The following is an 18794-nucleotide window of genomic DNA, read 5'->3' as shown; positions in this document are numbered from 1 at the left end:
CAATAAATTGGTAAATTCATATTTAATTAACTTACTATTAACCACAGAACTACTCATGTCTAAATATACCCTTAAACCCTGTAATACAGTTACAGCTATACTTCTATCTTGTTTAGTTACTGGTTGTGGCAGCTCAGGCTCTGATCCTACGGTGCAAAATAATGAAGCGATTTCTTCACAAACTCCTGCAACAATTGGTGGTAACACTCTAGGTGAAGTTATTAGCGATAGTAATGATGCAATAACAGGCTCGTTAACTATTACGGATCAACAATCAGGTGAAGGTGCTTTTGTAGCACAAGAAAATAGCGCTACAAGCTATGGTTTTTTTAGCTTAAATGCTGGTGGAGATTGGTCATACACACTTGACGATTTAAACGCTTCAATAACATCTTTAAGTGAAGGTGAAACACTACAAGATACAATAACAGTAAACTCTGTAGATGGTACCAGCGCACAAATTATCATAACAATTGTAGGTGCACCAATAGCTCAAGCTGATGGCTTTGAGAAAATATCACACGTTTTATTGCGATCAGATGGCGTTAATTCGGGGCTTGACGCATACACGCTTATTGAAAATACCTTCGGCGAAGGGTCAATTGAATCTCCAGACTTATATGCTGGCAATCATCAAAGTGTTGTCCATATTCTTGAAGATACCGATACGATAATTGGTAACCATTTTGTCTTTTTAGCTCACCGAGATGATGACCAAGATAAAGACAAAGGCGTAAGTGATAGACAACGTAACGAAATAAAAACCTACGATAAATCACCACAAGAAACACTGGCGTTTGAGGGGGAGACATTTCAATATAGCTGGAAATTTAAAGTAAGCAGCGAGCTTGAGCTTACGAGTAAGTTTAGCCATTTTTTTCAAATAAAAGCTCGAAATGACAGCAACGATAATACTAATGGTAATGACGACCAGCCTATTATCACACTCTCAGGAGCACAAAAAAACAGTACAGGCAATCAACTGCAAGTGCGATATAGTGCAGGCTTTGATGAAAACGGTAACAGCACAGGGCTTGATAAAAACCTCATTGAAACCGACTGGTCACTCATTACAGATGAATGGGTCAAGGTATTTGTACAAGCTACATTTAGTGAAAACGGTAAGTTTGATATGACGTTAACGCGCTTAAGCGATAATGCAGAGATATTTAATATAAGCGAGCAAAACATAGATATGTGGCGCGGCTTTAGTGATGCTGATTTTGCTCGTCCTAAGTGGGGAATTTACCGCTCGATTGTTGAAACCGACAGCCTTCGCGCTGATGAAGAACGTGTTAGGTTTGCTGATTTTTCTATTACAAAAGGTAAGATAGCGCAGTAAGCTATTTTATCAATTAGCATGAAAAAGCCGTTAATAATTATGCATCATTAACGGCTTTTTTAATTTTTTGATAAAAGTGATTATTTCACTTCTTTACCCGCTGCTTGTTGATCAGCATGGTAGCTTGAACGTACAAACGGGCCAGAAGCCGCGTGAGTAAAGCCAATTTCGTCTGCATACGCTTTTAAGCCGTCAAACTCTACTGGTGGCACGTAGCGCTTAACCGGTAAGTGATGCTTAGAAGGTTGTAGGTATTGGCCTACAGTTAGCATGTCAACGTTGTGAGCACGTAAATCGCGAAGTACTTCTTCAATTTCGCTAATTTCCTCACCTAAACCAACCATTAAGCCTGATTTAGTTTTTACTTCTGGGTGAGCTTCTTTAAAGCGACGAAGTAATTCTAAAGACCATTTATAGTCAGCACCTGGACGAGCTAGTTTGTATAAACGTGGCGCAGTTTCAAGATTGTGGTTAAACACATCTGGTGGCGTCTCGATTAGTATCTCTAGTGCGCGGTCCATTCGGCCACGAAAATCAGGTACTAAAATTTCGATAGTAATAGTTGGATTATGTTTACGAATCTCGCGAATACAATCGGCAAAATGCTGTGCACCACCATCACGTAAATCATCACGGTCAACTGAAGTGATTACAACGTAGCTTAGCTTCATATCTTTAATAGTAAGTGCTAGCTTTTCAGGTTCAGTGGCATCAGGTTTTAATGGGCGACCGTGAGCAACATCACAAAATGGGCAACGACGAGTACAAATAGCACCTAAAATCATAAAGGTAGCTGTACCGTGGTTAAAACATTCAGATAGGTTAGGGCACGAAGCTTCTTCACATACCGAGTGTAAGCCATGCTTACGTAGCGCTTTTTTAATACCGTCAATACGATCGGTTGATTTAGGTAAGCGAATTTTTAACCATTCTGGCTTACGCAACATTTCAGTTTTTTCTGTAGGTAAAACTTTTACTGGGATCAACGCCATTTTTTCTGCGTCGCGTAGTTTTACACCTGGTTCCATTTTGACTGGTTTATTCATTCGTTTTCAAACCCTTCAGTATGCTTAACCTGTGTTGCATTAAGCTTCTTGATCATGTGTTTCACCAATCCTTCACCCGCACTTTCTAGGTTTTGAGGACCATCTAATTCTTTAGTTTGCACCATATTCATGCCCGCATAACCACATGGGTTAATGCGTAAAAATGGACTTAGGTCCATGTTAACATTTAATGCTAAGCCATGAAACGAGCAACCACGACGAACCCTTAAACCAAGGGATGCAATTTTACTGTCATTAACGTATACACCTGGTGCATCAGCTTTAGCATAAGCTTCAATACCATACTCGGCGAGTGATTCAATAATACACTCTTCAAGCCAAGTAACCAGTTCACGTACACCAATCTTTAAACGACGTAGATTAAATAATACATACATCATTTGCTGACCTGGGCCGTGGTAAGTTACTTGCCCGCCACGGTCAACTTTAATCACCTCAATGTCGCCAGGAGCTAGTAAGTGTTCGTCCTTACCAGCCTGACCTTGGGTGAATACACTCTCGTGCTCTACAAGCCAAATTTCATCTGGCGTATTTTCATCACGGGTGTCGGTAAAGTCCTGCATTTTTTGCCAAATTGGCATATAACGCTGACGACCCAGTTGGCGTACGATCAAAGTGTTTTCGTTCACAACAAATCTCAACTATGGATTAAAGCATGTGGCGTACGTCATCAATATTGCTGATCACGTTGTAAATTTCTTCAATGTGTTTGCCACTAGTAACTGTTGCTACAAGACTTACTGACTCGTAATTACCTTTGCTGCTTGGTTTTACTTTAGGGGCGTAATCGCCAGGTGCTATTGGTTGTAACTTAGCTAAAATTTGATCAGTTAAGTTTACGTTAGCTAAACCCATTATTCTGAATGTAAATGGGCAAGGGTACTCTAGGTACTCATCAAATTTAGTATCTTTAACAGGTTGAACCACGACGGTGACTCCTCATACAAAAGTGTGGACTCTATGCAAGCTTGAAGCTTAATACAGATAGGCAATTAGCAGTCTTGCTTATATGGGGCGCATTCTAACATTTTTCAAGCAAAAAAAAACGCCTCACAGTGGAGACGTTTAAATTAGTTACCTAGTTAATAGGGGAGATATAAATTACTGCATGATCTGTAAGCGTAAGTAATCATAAATTTTGCTAAAGAAGCTGCCTTCTTCCACTTCTTCAAGTGTAACTAGTGGGTATTGAGCAATATCTTCGCCCTCTAGTTGTAAGAATAACGTACCTACTTTAGTACCTTTAGCAAGTGGTGCTTCAAGCGTATTATCTAGCTCAAAGTTAGCTTTAAGGTTTTTATGCTGACCACGTGGGATAGTAATTGGTGTATCTTCTAAAATACCTAAAGATACGTTCTCTTTGTTACCCATCCAAATACGTTGTTCTGCAAAGCTATCGCCTGCTTTGTACGGAGTAATTGTTTCATAAAAACGAAAACCATAGTTAAGTAGCTTTTTACTTTCTACTTTACGAGCTCGTTCGCTTGAGGTACCCATAACAACAGCAATTAAACGCATATCGTTTTTAGTTGCTGAGGTAACTAGGCTGTAACCAGCTTCTGATGTATGCCCTGTTTTAATGCCGTCAACATCTAAGCTTTCATCCCATAATAATGAGTTACGGTTGTATTGCTTAATGCCGTTATAAGTAAACGATTTTTGCTTATAAAGTGCATATTCATCTGGCACATCACGAATAAGAGCAGCACCAAGTGTCGCCATATCGCGTGGAGTTGTGAAGTGCTCGTCAGTATCAAGGCCGTGGCTGTTGATAAAGTGACTGTTGCTCATACCTAATTTAGCAGCATGGGCATTCATTAAATCAGCAAATGCGCTTTCGCTTCCAGCAATATGCTCAGCCATTGCTACACATGCATCATTACCTGATTGAATAATAATACCGTGGTTAAGCTCATCAACACTAATCTGTTTACCTACTTCAATAAACATCTTTGAAGATTCTGGAAAGTTTTTAGCCCATGCTTTTTCGCTTACCGTTACCATATCGGTAGTGGCAATATTACCTGCTTTAATTTCAGTACCAATTACATAACTGGTCATCATTTTAGTTAAACTTGCAGGTGCTAGCTGTGTATCGGCTTCACCTTCAGCAATAACTTTACCTGTTGTAAAGTCGACTAAAAAATAACCTTTCGCATTAACTTGAGGTGGTGCCGGAATAATTTGGGCGCTGGCTGAGAATACGGCGGCTGTACAAACTAGGCCGCATACACCTTTGAGGATTTTATGTTTAATAGATTTCATCATACTCATTAATGGTTAAAGTTAAAGATTCGCGTTACGCCATTTTATACCCAAACTACCCCGAGATGCGAGCATCTTGGGCTGGTTTGGGTATTAGTCTTACTGAGTGTAAAGCAAGAACGCGTTTTGAAATTGATTTTGTTTTAATTTTTTTAATACTTCGTCTGCATGAGGGGTGTCTTTTATTGGCCCTAAATGCAATCTGTAAATATCGTCTTTTTGCACAATATTTGTTGGTAATTTGTATTGCTCTCGCAATGTGCTGGCAAGTGCTTCAATATTAGCAAGTGTACTACCTGCAGCTACCTGAATATAGGTTTGACGCGCAGTTGCGCCCGCAAGCGTAACGGCCTCTAGCTTAACCTTTGCTGTACCATGGGTGTAGTAGCCAAGCTTATAAGCGGCTGCGTACGAAAGATCAATTATTCTATCGTCATGAAATGGGCCACGGTCGTTCACGCGTACGATTACCGATTTACCATTTGCTGTATTGGTTACTTTAACAAAGCTAGGTAGTGGCAGCGTTTTATGCGCTGCGGTCATGGCAAACATATCATACGTTTCACCATTTGAGGTGTGATAACCATGAAATTTACGACCATACCAAGAGGCAATGCCTTCCTCACTATAACCCGTCTCATCAAGCATGGGCGAATAGCTTTTACCAAGCACTGTGTATGGGCGGCTAGCGCTAGCACTTTTAGTGGTTTCGGTAACTATAGCGTCTTGCATCTCAAGTGTAGTTGGAGCTCTTAATGGCGCTGCATCATGACGCATACTATAACGGCTACTTGGCCCACTACTACAAGCACTTAAAAGTAAAATTAATAATGTAGTAAATATAAACTGATTCGTGTGTCGCATTATTTTAAAAGCATCCTTTTATCTGTCGCGATTGACATAATAATGCCAAATCCTGCCATTAACGTCACCATCGATGTACCACCATAACTAATCAGTGGTAAAGGTACGCCTACAACAGGTAATAAACCCGATACCATGCCTATGTTTACGAATACATATACAAAAAAGGTGAGGGTGAGTGCGCCTGCGAGCAATTTACCAAATGCATCTTGTGCATTAACAGCAATGTATAAACCACGACCAATAATAAATAAGTACAGGCTAAGTAAAACACATACGCCGAATAAGCCAAATTCTTCGCTTAAAACCGAAAATATAAAGTCGGTGTGGCGCTCTGGCAAAAACTCTAATTGCGATTGTGTACCAAGCAACCAGCCTTTACCTTCTATGCCGCCTGATCCAATAGCAATTTTCGATTGAATAATATGATAACCCGAACCAAGCGGATCGCTCTCAGGATCTAAAAAGGTGAGTACACGTTGTTTTTGATAATCGTGCATACCGTAGTGCCAAAATGGCCATGCAGCAAGCGCTACAATCGAGCTTAAAAACCCTATTAAACGCCAACTCAACCCAGACAAAAATAATACAAATATACCTGAGCTTGCAATAAGTATAGCGGTACCTAAATCGGGTTGTTCTTTAATTAATAATGTAGGGAGCATTACAATCATAAAACCAATAATTAAATGTAGCGGGCGAGGTGGTAAGTGATTTCTACCTATATACCAAGCTACCATCATCGGGACTGCCAACTTCATTAATTCTGCAGGTTGAAACCGTGTCACCCCTAAATTGAGCCAACGCTGCGCGCCTTTTGAGCTTACTCCAAATAAAAGTACACCGACTAGCATTAATAACCCAACACAATAAAGTGGGATCACTAACCGCTTTAACGTGGCAGGCGAAAACTGGGCTAAAACAATCATAGCAACAATCGCACCGCCCATGCGGGTCATATGCCTAATCATCATAGAAGACTCTTGCCCGCTTGCGCTGTAAACAACCATTATGCTGCCAGCCATCATTATAAGTAGTGCAATAAGCAGCGGTAGGTCGAGGTGCATACGCATCCAAATAGAGCGTTTATCGTGCAAAGCGGTCATGGTGTCTCGTTCCTTGCAAGATTAACAGGGTTGGCTGCAAAGTAGTAATCCATAAGTTGGCGAGCTATTTGAATGCCGCCGTGGTTGTTTTCTAATACAACAGAAACCACAATTTTAGGATCGCTATAAGGTGCAAAGCCTACATAAATTGTATTATCTCGTTGGCGCTCTTTAAGAGATTCTGCATCGTAACGCTCACCTTGGGCAATACTAACTACTTGCGCGGTACCGGTTTTACCAGCCGAGTCGTAGTTAGTCCCTTTAAATGCTTTGTGGGCTGTGCCTGATATTTTTTGTACTGTATTATGCATTGCATCTAACGATACTTGCCAATGGCGCGGATCTTTTAAAATAACAGGGGGTTTTTCTTCGTTGTTAATTTGCGTTATGTCGCTATCTTTTTTTATTACTTGCACCAAATGAGGGGGATGATTAATACCACGATTAACTAATATGTTAGTTGCATTTGCAATTTGAATTGGTGTGGCAGTCCAGTAACCTTGGCCAATGCCTACCGAAATAGTATCACCAGGCCACCAAGACTCTTTAAAGCGTCCTTCTTTCCATTCTTTTGAAGGTAGAATAGCAGTAGTTTCTTCGTGAATATCAATACCTGACAAATCACCGTAGCCAAAACGGGCCATAAAATCGCTTATTTTAGTAATGCCTAATCGATAAGCCGCATCGTAAAAATAGGTATCGCACGACTCTTCAATGGCTTTGTATACATCTACATGACCATGGCCCCAACGTTTCCAGTCACGCCATTTATGCTCTACGTTTCGTATTTCAAAAAAGCCTGGATCCCACATTGATGTTGTTTCATTTACTATATTTTCTTCAAGCGCTAATACAGCCATTAAGGGCTTTACCGTAGAGGCCGGCGCATAACGACCTTGCGTAGTACGGTTTATTAATGGCCGGTCTTGGTTAAGCAGCGCTTTATAATTTTTGCTGCTAATGCCGTGTACAAATAAGTTTGGATCGTAACTTGGGTTTGAATAAAGTGCCAGCACGCCGCCATCTTTGGCGTCCATAACTACAACAGCGCCACGCATATCTTTAAGCGCATGTTGTGCTATTTGTTGCAAGCCCACGTCTAAAGTAAGTACTAGGTCGCTACCAGGTTGCGGTTGGGTCATGCTCAGGGTGCGTATTACACGGCCACGGTTATTAACTTCTACCCGTTGTGAGCCTACTTTACCGTGCAGTGTTTCTTCGTAATATTTTTCTATGCCGAGTTTGCCAATGTCGTGCGTAGCGCGGTAATTGGTTGCACGGTCTTCTTGTTCTAATTGGTTTAGCTCTTTTCTATTAAGCTTGGCAACGTAACCGAGCGCATGCGTTAGTGTGTCGCCAAATGGGTAGTAGCGTGCAAGGCGTGCCTCAATGCTAAAACCAGGGAATTTATGTTGATTAACCGAAAATTTCGCCACTTCTGTTTCGTCTAAGCGAGCTTTTAATACTTGTGATTTAAAACGACGGGTGTGTTTTATATCTTTTAAGAAGTCTTGTTTGTCTTGCTCTGTAATCGCAATTATTTTACTTATTTGATCAAGCGATTCGTCAAGGTCGTCTACCTCTTCGGGGATGACCTCAAGGTTGTAAACAGGTTTGTTTTCAGCAAGTAGCACACCGTTACGGTCGTAAATTAAACCACGGTTGGGTGCAATAGGAATAACTTTAATACGATTATCGTTGGAGCGGGTTTGGTAGTCTTGGTGATCTTCGACCTGAATAGTATAAAGATTAGAAAGCAATACTGCGACTAATCCTAATACAAAAACAAAACCCACGAATGCTCGCCTAGCAAATAAGTTTGCTTCTGCGGAGTGGTCACGAATAGTGGGTCTATGTTTTAGCATGGCAAGGGGTTACTCGCGATGATAAGGATGGTTGTTATTTAAGCTCCAGCCTCGGTAAAGGCTCTCTGCAACAATTATACGCACCAAAGGATGCGGCAATGTTAGATTAGATAACGACCATTTTTGCTCAGACGCTGCAATACACTCTGGAGCAAGTCCTTCAGGTCCGCCAATAAGTAAACTTACATCGCGGCCATCGAGTTGCCATTTTTCCATATTTTTAGCAAGTTGGTGAGTATCGAGTGCTTTCCCTGTTACCTCTAACGTTACAATACGATTGCCTTTTGGAATAGCCGCTAATGTTTTTTCACCTTCAATGTGTAAAATACGCTTTATATCTGCATTTTTACCACGTTTACCGGCTGGAATTTCGATTAACTCTAGCGCCATATCCTTAGGGAAACGGCGCTGATATTCTGCAAATCCCGTTTCTACCCATGCTGGCATTTTAGTACCAACAGCAATCATTTGTATTTTCACGTATTACTTCCAAGCATTGTCTAAAATGAGTGAGCGTTTAGCCCCACAGTTTTTCTAGATCGTAATAGCTACGTGCTTCGTTTTGCATCACGTGTACAACCACATCACCTAAATCAACCAGTGCCCATTCGCCGTCGCCTTCACCTTCATAACCTAGTGGCTCTGAATCTGCATGACGCGCTTCTTTTGCTAAGTGATCGGCAATTGACTGTACGTGGCGTTTAGAAGTACCAGAACAAATTACCATGTAATCTGTAATATCTGATGTTTCAGTTACGTCAATATGAACGATGTCACGCGCTTTCATATCGTCAATTTTGTCCATAGCAAAGGCGAGTAGTTGTTTTGAATCCAAGGTTTTGTCTCAATTTAAAAATTTAATGGCGCGCATTTTAACACGCTAGGAGTTTTTAAGCATCAATTTGATAGAGCTGATGCACTTCTATGTAATGACTCACTGCATCGGGCAATAGTTCATTCTTTTTATTACTTTTTTTTAGCTGCTTGCGAATTGTACTTGAGGCCGCATCGAGCATTTCGCCCGGTAAAAAATAAAGTTTACCTGCAAGTGAGTGTTTAAGTGCCGCTACTTCGCCAGTATTTGCGTGTTGCATATAGCTTTTGAGCTCACCTTTTACAGTGCAATGTTGAGCTGGGCGCTGGTACACCACAATATGGCAAAGCTGTGTTATTGCCTTCCACTCAAACCACTTATCGAGATTGTTAAACGAGTCCATACCAATTAAAAATAAAATAGGTGTAGTGGGGTGCTCTTTACGAAGTTCTTGCAAACTAAGTAGCGAATACGATGGACCAGCTCGGTTAAGCTCTCTTAAATCGAGTTCAAAATGAGGATAAGGTGCAATAGCTGCGTTTAGCATATTAATACGGTGCTGCGTACTAATTCCCGGAGCTGCTTTATGTGCAGGGAGTGCACAGGGCATAAAATAAAGCGTATCTAAATTAAACGCATTAACGCATTGCTGCGCCATATTTAGATGGCCTAAATGGACGGGGTCGAAAGTGCCACCAAAAATTGCGATCATTTAACACCCATTATTTATTAATTAACCGCGTGGCACGGCATAGGAATGTTGAGCGGCTGGCAAAATTTAATACAAATATGAGCAAGCGCTTGGTAAGGTGCAATTAAATTACCTTGCTTGTAACTGGCATCAAACAACGCAACATCACTGTTTATTTGTTCCAGTGTGTGCATATTTAAACGGTTAATTGCGTTTTGAACTGGACCTTGTTGGTTTTTCCAAATTGCTTTTTGTTTAAATAAATTAGCGATTGGTTCGCCATTTAATAAACCAAGTTGCACGCTTATAAGTGTATTGAGCTCTTTGGTTATAGCCCACAAAATACTCACCACTTCGGTGTTATCGCTGGCAAGTTTGTTTAGTACTTTTATAGCTTGTTTAGCGTGGCCATTTAATAGTGCATCGCTTAAATCAAAAATATCAAACTTGGCTTGATTTAACAGCCCTTGCATAACTAGTTGCTGAGTAATTAATGCATTGCCGTGTAGTAGCGAGAGCTTTTCAAGCTCCTGAAAACAGGCTAATAAGTTGCCTTCAGTGGCATTTATTAAGCTTACTTTGGCGTCGCTTTGCATATTAAGTGATAAACGTTGGCATTGCTCATCAAGCCATCGTTTTACATGAGAGCCCGTAAGTGGGTAGCAAGGTACGAACACGCCTAGTTTATCAAGGGCTTTAAACCACGCACCACGTTGTACTTCTTGACTGGCTTTAGCGCCTTTAACAATTAAAATAGTATCGGGATTAACCAGCTCAACTACTTTTTTAAAGGTATTGCTGCCAATAACGCCTGGCTTTTGTTGGTTTAAATCAAGCTCAATAATAGTGCGGGCGCTAAACAGCGACATGCTCTGATACTGGGCTATGATTTCTTGCCAATCGAATCCTTGCATTAAAGTAAACTTAATTACTTCATCAAAACCTTGTTGCTTAGCACAGTCGCGAATTTGTTGTACGCACTGCGCTTCTTGAAAAGGCTCTTCACCAAATACTAAATAAAAGGGCTTTAGCCCTTTATTTAATTCACTCGGTAGTTGATTAGCGTAGCAGCGCATTATAGTTGCGACAGCTCTCTAACAATACGACGACTGGCTTGCTCACGAATCTCGCTAATGAGTAGCTCAAGCTCTTTTGCTTTTGCTAATGCATGATCCGGATCGTCTTGGTAATTACGGTAAAGCTCAAAACGTTTTTCTATCGCTTTTTCGCCTGGGAGTTTAACTACATACGACACGCCATAAGCAAGTTCGTATTCAGCAACCTGACCATTTTGAAACAGCGAAAGAGTTTGGCGTTCAATACTTTCTTTGCGTAAATACAATTGGGCTTTATCTTTAGCTGACGATACTAGCTCTACGTTACTCGCTTTAAGCTCTTTTTTAAGCTCAGTAAATAAAGTCGATTTTTCATCATCGCCTACAAGTGTTAGCTGTTTTAAGTTATCAGGCAAGCTAGAGGCTTTTTTTAAATGAAAGCCACAGCTTGATAACAAAAAACAGACTAGCACTAAGGCTAGTCCATTTTTAATGGCGTTAAATGCAGCCATATTAGTTAGCTACCACGTTAAGTAGTTTACCTGGAACGTAAATAATTTTACGAATAGTTGCGCCATCCGTAAATTTAGTTACGTTAGATTCTGCAAACGCAAGGGCTTCTACTTGCTCTTGAGTGGCATCAGCTGCCACTGTTAACTTAGCGCGAAGCTTGCCGTTTACTTGTACGATGATTAGTTTTTCATCTTCAACAAGAGCCGACTCGTCAACTTTTGGCCACTGCGCATCTAAAATCTCGCCTTCTTTACCAAGCTCTTTCCAAAGCTCATGTGATAAATGCGGAGTAATAGGTGCAAGCATAATAACTAATGCTTCAAGTGCTTCGTTAGCAATCGCTACATCTTGTTTGTCGCTCAGTGGTGCTTTTAATAACTTATTAGAAAGCTCCATAATGGCTGCAATAGCGGTGTTAAAGGTTTGACGACGTTCAACATCATCAGTCACTTTAGCAATTGCTTTGTGTAAGTCGCGACGTAGTACTTTTTGCGGGTTAGTGAGCGCTGATTTATCAAGTGCTTGGTAACCTACTGTTTTAACATCTACTGCGTATTTCCATACACGTTTTAAGAAGCGATGTGCGCCTTCAACACCTGAGTCTGACCATTCAAGCGTTTGCTCTGGTGGTGCTGTAAACATCATAAATAAACGCACTGTATCTGCACCGTATTGGGCAATTACTTGTTGTGGGTCTATACCGTTGTTTTTAGACTTCGACATTTTACTCATGCCTGATGAGAATACCGGCTCACCGTCTTCTTTATGCCATGCTTTAGTTACGCGGCCCTTGTCGTCGGTTTCGGTATTTACATCGCTTGGCGAAATCCATACATCGCCGCCTTTTTCATCTTTACGATAAAATGTTTCAGCAAGCACCATACCTTGACAAAGTAAGCGGTCGAACGGCTCGTCTGAATTTACTAAACCAAAGTCACGTAATAATTTATGGAAAAATCGCGAGTACAATAAGTGTAAAATAGCGTGCTCAATACCACCAATGTATTGGTTTACTGGTAACCAATAGTTAGCAGCCGCTGGATCTAGCATGCCTTCGTCGTAGCGTGGGCTACAGTAGCGTGCGTAGTACCAAGATGATTCCATAAAGGTGTCAAACGTGTCAGTTTCGTGAAACGCAGGTGCGCCATTTACTGTAGTTTTAGCCCATTCAGGGTCTGCTTTAAGAGGTGACGTTACACCATTCATTACCACATCTTCTGGTAAGCGAACTGGTAGCATATCTTCTGTTGCTGCAAGTTCTTTGCCTTCTTCGTCGCTAAGCATTGGGATTGGAGAACCCCAATAACGCTGACGGCTCACACCCCAGTCACGTAGACGGAAGTTTACTTTGCGCTCCCCAACACCGAGTGCTTCAAGCTTGTCGGCAATGGCTTTAAACGCGGCGTCAAAATCAAGACCATCAAATTCACCTGAATTTACAAGTACGCCTTTATCGGTAAATGCTTCTTGCTCAAGGTTTACTTCAAGACCTGAGCCTTCAACCGGTGCAATTACTTGTTTAATATCTAGGCCGTAAGCCGTTGCAAATTCAAAATCGCGTTGGTCGTGTGCAGGTACCGCCATAACAGCGCCTGAGCCGTAATGCATTAATACAAAGTTAGCGACCCAAATTGGTACTTGCTCGCCCGTTAATGGGTGAGTTGCGTAAAAGCCTGTTGCTATGCCTTTTTTCTCCATTGTTGCCATGTCTGCTTCGGCAATTTTGGTGTTTTTGCATTCTTCAACAAACATTGCAACAGCATCGCTATTTTTAGCGGCTTCTTGTGCAATAGGGTGACCACCAGCAACAGCAACATACGTCACACCCATAAAGGTGTCTGGACGAGTTGTGTATACACTAAAAGTTTCGTCGTTATCGGTGCGTTTAAATTCAATATCACACCCTTCAGAGCGGCCAATCCAGTTACGCTGCATTGTTTTAACTTGCTCTGGCCAATCTTCCAACTTGTCTAAATCGTCAAGTAGTTCTTGTGCGTAGTCGGTAATTTTAATAAACCACTGTGGAATTTCTTTTTGCTCAACCACAGCGCCTGAACGCCAACCGCGACCGTCAATAACTTGCTCGTTAGCTAATACTGTTTGATCCACTGGATCCCAGTTAACCGTCGACATTTTTTTATACACTAAGCCTTTTTCGTAAAGCTTAGTGAAAAACCACTGCTCCCACTTGTAGTATTCTGGATGACATGTCGCTATTTCGCGATCCCAGTCATAACCAAAACCTAATTGCTTAAGCTGTGTACGCATGTAATCAATATTTTCGTATGTCCACTTAGCAGGTGCTGTTTTGTTTTTAATAGCAGCGTTTTCTGCAGGTAAACCAAACGCATCCCAACCCATAGGTTGCATTACGTTTTTGCCTTGCAGGCGCTGGAAACGAGAAACAACATCACCAATGGTGTAGTTACGTACATGACCCATATGCAGTCGACCACTCGGATAAGGAAACATAGAAAGGCAATAATACTTTTCTTTGCTCTCATCTTCAGTGACTTTAAATACCTGGTTTTCTTCCCAGTAGCTTTGTACTTTTGACTCTATATCTTGCGGGTTATATTGCTCTTGCATCTATGGTTCCAGACTTCTTGCAAACTAATAAAAAATTGCCATTAGGATACCCCAAATAAAGTGCTATTCACAGCGTCAAAAACGCGGTTTTGATAAATTCTAACCTTCAGTTCAGGTTAACCTATACTTATCTAAGTTATAGGGTGATTTAACAGCAATTTTGAAGGAGTAAAAAATGGCAGATTATAAAGCATGGCTTGGCGATTTAACCAAATGGCTAAAAGATGTAAAAGATCATGAAGTAAAAGACGCAGTTACTCGATTTGTTGAATCTGAGCAGGCACTTAAAGATTTAGGGCAAGAAAGATACGCTTTATATAAAAGTTATTTACAGCGCGATATAGAACATGTCCAAGAAAACGAATCGCACTATAATTCGCTTGCATGGCAAGAGCTTAAAGAGTCCTTATGGTTTGAGCTTTCGCACATAGAAGATAAAACTCAGCTTGAGTGGCAATCTCTTAGTCAAGATTTTAAGCACAATGGTGTGTATCACGCAGGCGAATGGATAGCCATGGGCACATTAGTATGTAAGAATTGCACCCATAGTTACGATGTTTATCACGCGACACAAATTACACCGTGTATTGAATGTGATGGAATCTATTTTAGTCGTAAGGCGCTGCACCCTTAAATATAATTATTAAGTGGCTGCGGGCCACTTAATACGCCCAAAGGCCAGCGAATATGTTGGTAAAAAAAGAAGTTAGAATGACGAAAAAATTGCTGCCACTATCTGTTTCAAAGCTCGCACCGAGTATTTCTACTAATCACGTACATACGTGTATGAGCAATCCATACCCCGAGCAACTAACATTTATAGGCCAACAACGCGCCCAAAGTGCCTTAGATTTCTCTTTAGGGATGGAACTACCTGGTTACAACGTTTATGTAATGGGCGAGGCTGCCCATGGGCGCTTTACGCTTGTTAAAGATAAACTTAAGCAACACGCAAAAGACCGCCCAACACCAAACGAATGGTTATACGTAAATAATTACGATGATCACAGAGAGCCTATCGCGCTGTTTATGCATGCAGGTCAAAGCAAGCAACTTAGTGACGACATAGATTCATTTTTAGATGAAGTACTCGACACATTTCCTGCTGCATTTGATAACCCAGGATACCAACGCAAAAAAAAATCAATCGACCGTGAATTTAACGATGCCTACGACAGCGCTATTACTGCAGTAGAAATTGCGGCATTTGAGCAAAGTGTTGCATTAGTCGAAGAAAAAAATTCAGTTGGGTTTGCACCGCTTGTAGATGGTAAACAATTAAGCGATAGCGAATTTGGCGAACTTGAAGAAACGTTACGCGAAGAGTTTTTTGAAAAAATTGAAAAGCTAGAAGATGCATTAATAGAAGCGTTAATTGAGCTGCCACGCTGGAAGCGCGAATCAAAAGAAAAACAGCGTAATCTTAAAAAGTCGACTGCAGAGCAGGCCACAAAACCGCTTTTAAAAGACTTAGAACATAAATATGCAACTCATATTGGTGTACTGCGTTATTTAAAAGATATACGCGTTGAAATTATAGACGCGGTACTTGAGTGGCTCGATGACGAAGACGAAAGCGAAGAAAGCAAAGAAGACTTTGATCGTAAAGGCATGCTTACCGACTTTTTTGCACCTAATATTTTAGTTGAGTTTAAAGAAGACGATGCAGCACCCGTGGTGTACGAGCCCAATCCAACATTTGGTAATATATTTGGTAAAATTGAGTATTCCACATCGCAAGGGTCTTTAATTACCAGTTATCGCTCTATTCAGCCGGGAGCATTGCACCGTGCTAATGGCGGTTATTTAATTATGGATGCTGAAAAGGTAATGGCTAACCCTCAAGTGTGGGATGGTTTAAAACTTTCGCTTAAAACGCATCAAATTAAAAACGACTTACCGTATCAAGATAGCTCAGTAGGTAGTAGTTTTACACTTCGCCCGCAGCTTATACCGCTTGATGTAAAAATTATTTTATTAGGCTCGCGCGAACTGTATTACACCATAGGTGAATACGATGAAGAGTTTGCAGAGTTATTTAGAGTATTAGCTGACTTTGATTACTACTTACCAAGTAGCGATAAATTACAGTACCAATTTATAACTAAAGTTACCGAGTACTGCGAGCAAACATTAAAGTGCACTACCACACAAGCAGCTATGGTGCGTTTACTTAAGTTTAGCTACCGCCAAGCAGAGCATCACAATAAGCTTTCTGCGCGCTTTGCTGATGTACTTGAATTAGTTGCAGAGGCAAGTTACTACGCAAAACAAGATAAATTAACTGTTGTAGATGCGCATCATATTGATGAAGCCATTGAAGGTAAGCAATACCGTACCGGCCAAATTAGTGAAAATATGCTAAGCGATATAAAAGAAGGTCACACACTTATTGCAACCGACGGCCAAGCCATTGGTAAAGTAAATGGTTTAACCGTATTACACATTGGCGATACCTCATTTGGTACCCCTGCGCGTATCACGGCAACGGTTTATGCTGGCGCCGATGGCGTAATAGATGTTGAACGTGAAGCCGAGCTTGGTAAAGCAATTCACTCAAAAGGGGTAATGCTACTTACCGGTTATTTAGGTAATAAATACGCGCAGCACTTTAGCTTAACGCTTAGCGCTAATATCGCTATTGAGCAAAGCTACGGTTATATAGATGGCGATAGTGCATCTTTGGCAGAGTTGTGTGCGCTTATTTCGTCTATTACAAGCCTACCTATTAGCCAATCAATTGCACTGACAGGCTCTATTAACCAACATGGTGATGTACAGGCTATTGGTGGCGTAAACGAAAAAATAGAAGGCTTTTTCAAACTGTGTAAAATGCGTGGCTTAACAGGTTCGCAAGGCGTTATCATTCCTAAATCAAACCAAGTTAACTTAGTGCTTGATGATGAAATACTTAATGCAGTTGAAGCGGGTAAATTTAATATTTACGCAGTTGAAACCGTAGACCAAGCGCTGAACCTGTTAATGGATATAGAAGCTGGCGATATTATTGATGACCAGTATCCAGAAAACTCAGTAAACGGAATTGCGCTTGCTCGCCTTAAAGAAATTGCCGACATAGTTAATGGCGATAACGATGACGAAAAAGACGAAGAACTAGATAACGAAAAAGGTTAATAATGATCAATATAATTTTGGCGGTGGTTATCGCCATTTTTTGTTTTTTAATATTTCAAAATAGTAAAAAAGCAAAACAACAAGCAGGCATAAATGCACAAATAGGGGCCGATTACTTAGCCGCTAACGCAAAAGTAGAAGGTGTAGTAGAAACAGCTTCTGGCTTGCAGTACAAAATAGTACACAAAGGTGAGAGTGAAAACACACCAAGCCCAACAAGTATGGTTAACGTGCATTACCACGGCACACTAATCGACGGCACGGTGTTTGACAGCTCAGTAGAGCGTAAAACACCGATTAGTTTTGGCTTGCACCAAGTGATTAAAGGCTGGACTGAGGGCTTACAACTGATGAGCCCAGGTGATAAATACATTTTTTATGTACCGCACCAATTAGCATACGGCGAAAAACGTGTAGGGAGTATTCCTCCTGCCTCAGTACTTATTTTTGAAGTAGAGTTACTGGCAATTGAGTCTTAGTGATTAAATAACAAGGAAGTAAATTATGAATAAAGATGAATTACTTAAAATAGCCAAAGGTGATATTAACTTTACCTTTCAATCTATTATTTATGCATTAGCGCTATGCTTACTAGTTGCAGCTGTTTTTTTACTAGAGATGAGCGTTAACCTACAAATGGGTTTAATAGTTTGTATTATCGGTGTGTTTGGAATGACTATTTATAATAATTTAAATACTCGTCTAAATGCGGCGCTTGTACTTATTGCGCTCTCACAAGATAACCAAAGCACTGAGTAAGCAATGAGTTAGTTTAATAAATTGGTATAAGCCCTACTTTAATAAAGTGGGGCTTTTTGCTAGTAGGGCTAAATAGTACACCGAAAGTAGCGCAACCATTCGCGCTCATGATTACACCTCTCAATGCCAAAGCTTGCTGCTTGATTAGCTTTTAAACTCAATTTTACCCACTTCAAGTTTAAACTTACCTTCTTGCTTACCTGCAATCATAAAGCCTAGCTGTTTTATATCGTCAAAATCAATAATCGGTTGTTGCTCAAGCACGCGGCCGCGATACGTTAAAGTAAAATCACTCGGAGCAAAGTTTATATCTACCCATTCATTTTTTACTGTTTTAAATGAGTGAGTGTACGCTGCGCCATCAAGGTAATTGGTAGTTCTGAGCCTAAGCTGATAGATTTGTCCATCACCTTTAACACGCAGCGCTATAGCTTTAGTATTTTGGCTTTGTGTACTTAGCTCTGTACGTATTGATGCAAAACCGCCGTTATTATCAAGCGAAACATTGCCTGTAAAAAGCAAACTTTCTTGAGTTTGTGTTACTTGGCTATTAGATACACCGCCCATTACTGAGTCGTTAACAACGTACCAGCGCTGGTTTGCATTAGCTTGTGCACTTACAACTAATAAATTAAATACAAAAAGTGAGGATAGTTGTTTGGTGATCATGGCTTACTCCTAATTACTTTAAGCTTATCAATACGGATAAACATATTATTTGTTCACTTA

At 40.7% G+C, this 18794-nt stretch carries 19 protein-coding genes; 5 read left to right on the top strand and 14 right to left on the bottom strand.

The genetic code is table 11. The features are described 5' to 3' along the window. The first annotated feature begins 55 nt into the window (after positions 1-55). Positions 56-1342, top strand: a complete 1287-nt coding sequence (locus H5092_RS10190) for a VCBS domain-containing protein (protein WP_182733448.1) — start codon at positions 56-58, stop codon at positions 1340-1342. Between the two features lie 80 nt (positions 1343-1422). Here H5092_RS10190 and lipA read toward each other — a convergent pair whose 3' ends face one another. The 13 genes from lipA to leuS all read right to left on the bottom strand — a co-directional run bounded on the left by lipA (position 1423) and on the right by leuS (position 14171). Further along, on the bottom strand, positions 1423-2388 hold the full coding sequence (gene lipA, locus H5092_RS10185; protein WP_002958515.1) for a lipoyl synthase: 966 nt from the start codon (positions 2386-2388) through the stop codon (positions 1423-1425). Then, on the bottom strand, positions 2385-3038 hold the full coding sequence (gene lipB, locus H5092_RS10180) for a lipoyl(octanoyl) transferase LipB (RefSeq protein WP_010554695.1): 654 nt from the start codon (positions 3036-3038) through the stop codon (positions 2385-2387). Before lipB ends, lipA begins: the two co-directional genes overlap by 4 nt. 19 nt (positions 3039-3057) lie before the next feature. Beyond that, entirely contained in the window at positions 3058-3336 is a 279-nt protein-coding gene (gene ybeD / locus H5092_RS10175; protein WP_002958517.1) for a DUF493 family protein YbeD, read from the bottom strand. A gap of 174 nt (positions 3337-3510) precedes the next feature. Continuing rightward, on the bottom strand, positions 3511-4674 hold the full coding sequence (locus tag H5092_RS10170) for a serine hydrolase (protein ID WP_002958518.1): 1164 nt from the start codon (positions 4672-4674) through the stop codon (positions 3511-3513). A gap of 99 nt (positions 4675-4773) precedes the next feature. Continuing rightward, entirely contained in the window at positions 4774-5538 is a 765-nt protein-coding gene (locus tag H5092_RS10165; protein WP_182695326.1) for a septal ring lytic transglycosylase RlpA family protein, read from the bottom strand. Next, a complete protein-coding gene (gene rodA, locus H5092_RS10160; protein ID WP_002958520.1) occupies positions 5538-6644 on the bottom strand; it encodes a rod shape-determining protein RodA in 1107 nt (368 codons plus the stop codon). Before rodA ends, H5092_RS10165 begins: the two co-directional genes overlap by 1 nt. Then, positions 6641-8509, bottom strand: coding sequence for a penicillin-binding protein 2 (mrdA, locus tag H5092_RS10155; protein WP_154903378.1), 1869 nt, complete (start codon positions 8507-8509; stop codon positions 6641-6643). The genes rodA and mrdA overlap by 4 nt, the downstream gene beginning before the upstream one ends. A 9-nt stretch (positions 8510-8518) precedes the next feature. Further along, a complete protein-coding gene (gene rlmH / locus H5092_RS10150; protein WP_002958522.1) occupies positions 8519-8989 on the bottom strand; it encodes a 23S rRNA (pseudouridine(1915)-N(3))-methyltransferase RlmH in 471 nt (156 codons plus the stop codon). A gap of 37 nt (positions 8990-9026) precedes the next feature. After that, positions 9027-9344, bottom strand: a complete 318-nt coding sequence (gene rsfS / locus H5092_RS10145) for a ribosome silencing factor (RefSeq protein ID WP_002958523.1) — start codon at positions 9342-9344, stop codon at positions 9027-9029. Positions 9345-9399: 55 nt separating this feature from the next. Continuing rightward, on the bottom strand, positions 9400-10035 hold the full coding sequence (nadD, locus tag H5092_RS10140; protein ID WP_182715652.1) for a nicotinate-nucleotide adenylyltransferase: 636 nt from the start codon (positions 10033-10035) through the stop codon (positions 9400-9402). A 17-nt stretch (positions 10036-10052) separates the two neighbouring features. Then, positions 10053-11090: a DNA polymerase III subunit delta gene (holA, locus tag H5092_RS10135; protein WP_002958525.1), complete on the bottom strand. Its 1038-nt coding sequence runs from the start codon at positions 11088-11090 to the stop codon at positions 10053-10055. Next, the gene (lptE, locus tag H5092_RS10130; protein WP_024594704.1) at positions 11090-11581 is read right to left on the bottom strand and encodes an LPS assembly lipoprotein LptE; all 492 of its coding nucleotides are present in this window, start codon (positions 11579-11581) and stop codon (positions 11090-11092) included. The genes holA and lptE overlap by 1 nt, the downstream gene beginning before the upstream one ends. 1 nt (position 11582) lies before the next feature. Beyond that, on the bottom strand, positions 11583-14171 hold the full coding sequence (gene leuS, locus H5092_RS10125; protein WP_024594703.1) for a leucine--tRNA ligase: 2589 nt from the start codon (positions 14169-14171) through the stop codon (positions 11583-11585). A gap of 175 nt (positions 14172-14346) precedes the next feature. Here leuS and H5092_RS10120 point away from each other — a divergent pair, with 175 nt between their 5' ends. The 4 genes from H5092_RS10120 to H5092_RS10105 all read left to right on the top strand — a co-directional run bounded on the left by H5092_RS10120 (position 14347) and on the right by H5092_RS10105 (position 18065). Then, positions 14347-14805 (top strand): zinc ribbon-containing protein, encoded by a 459-nt coding sequence (locus H5092_RS10120; RefSeq protein WP_002958528.1) that lies wholly within the window; start codon positions 14347-14349, stop codon positions 14803-14805. A gap of 77 nt (positions 14806-14882) precedes the next feature. Continuing rightward, the gene (locus H5092_RS10115; RefSeq protein WP_024594702.1) at positions 14883-17306 is read left to right on the top strand and encodes a Lon protease family protein; all 2424 of its coding nucleotides are present in this window, start codon (positions 14883-14885) and stop codon (positions 17304-17306) included. A 2-nt stretch (positions 17307-17308) separates the two neighbouring features. Further along, complete coding sequence (locus tag H5092_RS10110) at positions 17309-17785, top strand: FKBP-type peptidyl-prolyl cis-trans isomerase (RefSeq protein ID WP_024594701.1); 477 nt, start codon at positions 17309-17311, stop codon at positions 17783-17785. A 25-nt stretch (positions 17786-17810) separates the two neighbouring features. Next, positions 17811-18065 (top strand): hypothetical protein, encoded by a 255-nt coding sequence (locus tag H5092_RS10105; protein ID WP_182715651.1) that lies wholly within the window; start codon positions 17811-17813, stop codon positions 18063-18065. A gap of 144 nt (positions 18066-18209) precedes the next feature. Here the strand turns inward: H5092_RS10105 and H5092_RS10100 are convergent, their stop codons facing one another. Beyond that, positions 18210-18734, bottom strand: a complete 525-nt coding sequence (locus H5092_RS10100; protein WP_182694060.1) for a CIA30 family protein — start codon at positions 18732-18734, stop codon at positions 18210-18212. Positions 18735-18794: the final 60 nt, after the last annotated feature.

Origin of the sequence: Pseudoalteromonas sp. SR41-7 (assembly GCF_014163935.1) — a bacterium.
Lineage (GTDB): Bacteria > Pseudomonadota > Gammaproteobacteria > Enterobacterales > Alteromonadaceae > Pseudoalteromonas > Pseudoalteromonas distincta.
The sequence above is the reverse complement of the archived record's forward strand: the minus strand, read 5'-3'. Positions and strand labels throughout refer to the sequence as shown.

Excerpts from the sequence above, each read along its gene's own strand:
- H5092_RS10115 (WP_024594702.1), top strand. The coding sequence starts at position 14,883 with ATGACGAAAAAATTGCTGCCACTATCTGTTTCAAAGCTCGCACCGAGT.
- lptE (WP_024594704.1), bottom strand. The coding sequence starts at position 11,581 with ATGGCTGCATTTAACGCCATTAAAAATGGACTAGCCTTAGTGCTAGTC.
- H5092_RS10110 (WP_024594701.1), top strand. The coding sequence starts at position 17,309 with ATGATCAATATAATTTTGGCGGTGGTTATCGCCATTTTTTGTTTTTTA.
- holA (WP_002958525.1), bottom strand. The coding sequence starts at position 11,090 with ATGCGCTGCTACGCTAATCAACTACCGAGTGAATTAAATAAAGGGCTA.
- mrdA (WP_154903378.1), bottom strand. The coding sequence starts at position 8,509 with ATGCTAAAACATAGACCCACTATTCGTGACCACTCCGCAGAAGCAAAC.
- leuS (WP_024594703.1), bottom strand. The coding sequence starts at position 14,171 with ATGCAAGAGCAATATAACCCGCAAGATATAGAGTCAAAAGTACAAAGC.
- H5092_RS10165 (WP_182695326.1), bottom strand. The coding sequence starts at position 5,538 with ATGCGACACACGAATCAGTTTATATTTACTACATTATTAATTTTACTT.
- lipA (WP_002958515.1), bottom strand. The coding sequence starts at position 2,388 with ATGAATAAACCAGTCAAAATGGAACCAGGTGTAAAACTACGCGACGCA.
- nadD (WP_182715652.1), bottom strand. The coding sequence starts at position 10,035 with ATGATCGCAATTTTTGGTGGCACTTTCGACCCCGTCCATTTAGGCCAT.
- rodA (WP_002958520.1), bottom strand. The coding sequence starts at position 6,644 with ATGACCGCTTTGCACGATAAACGCTCTATTTGGATGCGTATGCACCTC.
- H5092_RS10120 (WP_002958528.1), top strand. The coding sequence starts at position 14,347 with ATGGCAGATTATAAAGCATGGCTTGGCGATTTAACCAAATGGCTAAAA.
- H5092_RS10170 (WP_002958518.1), bottom strand. The coding sequence starts at position 4,674 with ATGAAATCTATTAAACATAAAATCCTCAAAGGTGTATGCGGCCTAGTT.
- H5092_RS10105 (WP_182715651.1), top strand. The coding sequence starts at position 17,811 with ATGAATAAAGATGAATTACTTAAAATAGCCAAAGGTGATATTAACTTT.
- H5092_RS10190 (WP_182733448.1), top strand. The coding sequence starts at position 56 with ATGTCTAAATATACCCTTAAACCCTGTAATACAGTTACAGCTATACTT.
- H5092_RS10100 (WP_182694060.1), bottom strand. The coding sequence starts at position 18,734 with ATGATCACCAAACAACTATCCTCACTTTTTGTATTTAATTTATTAGTT.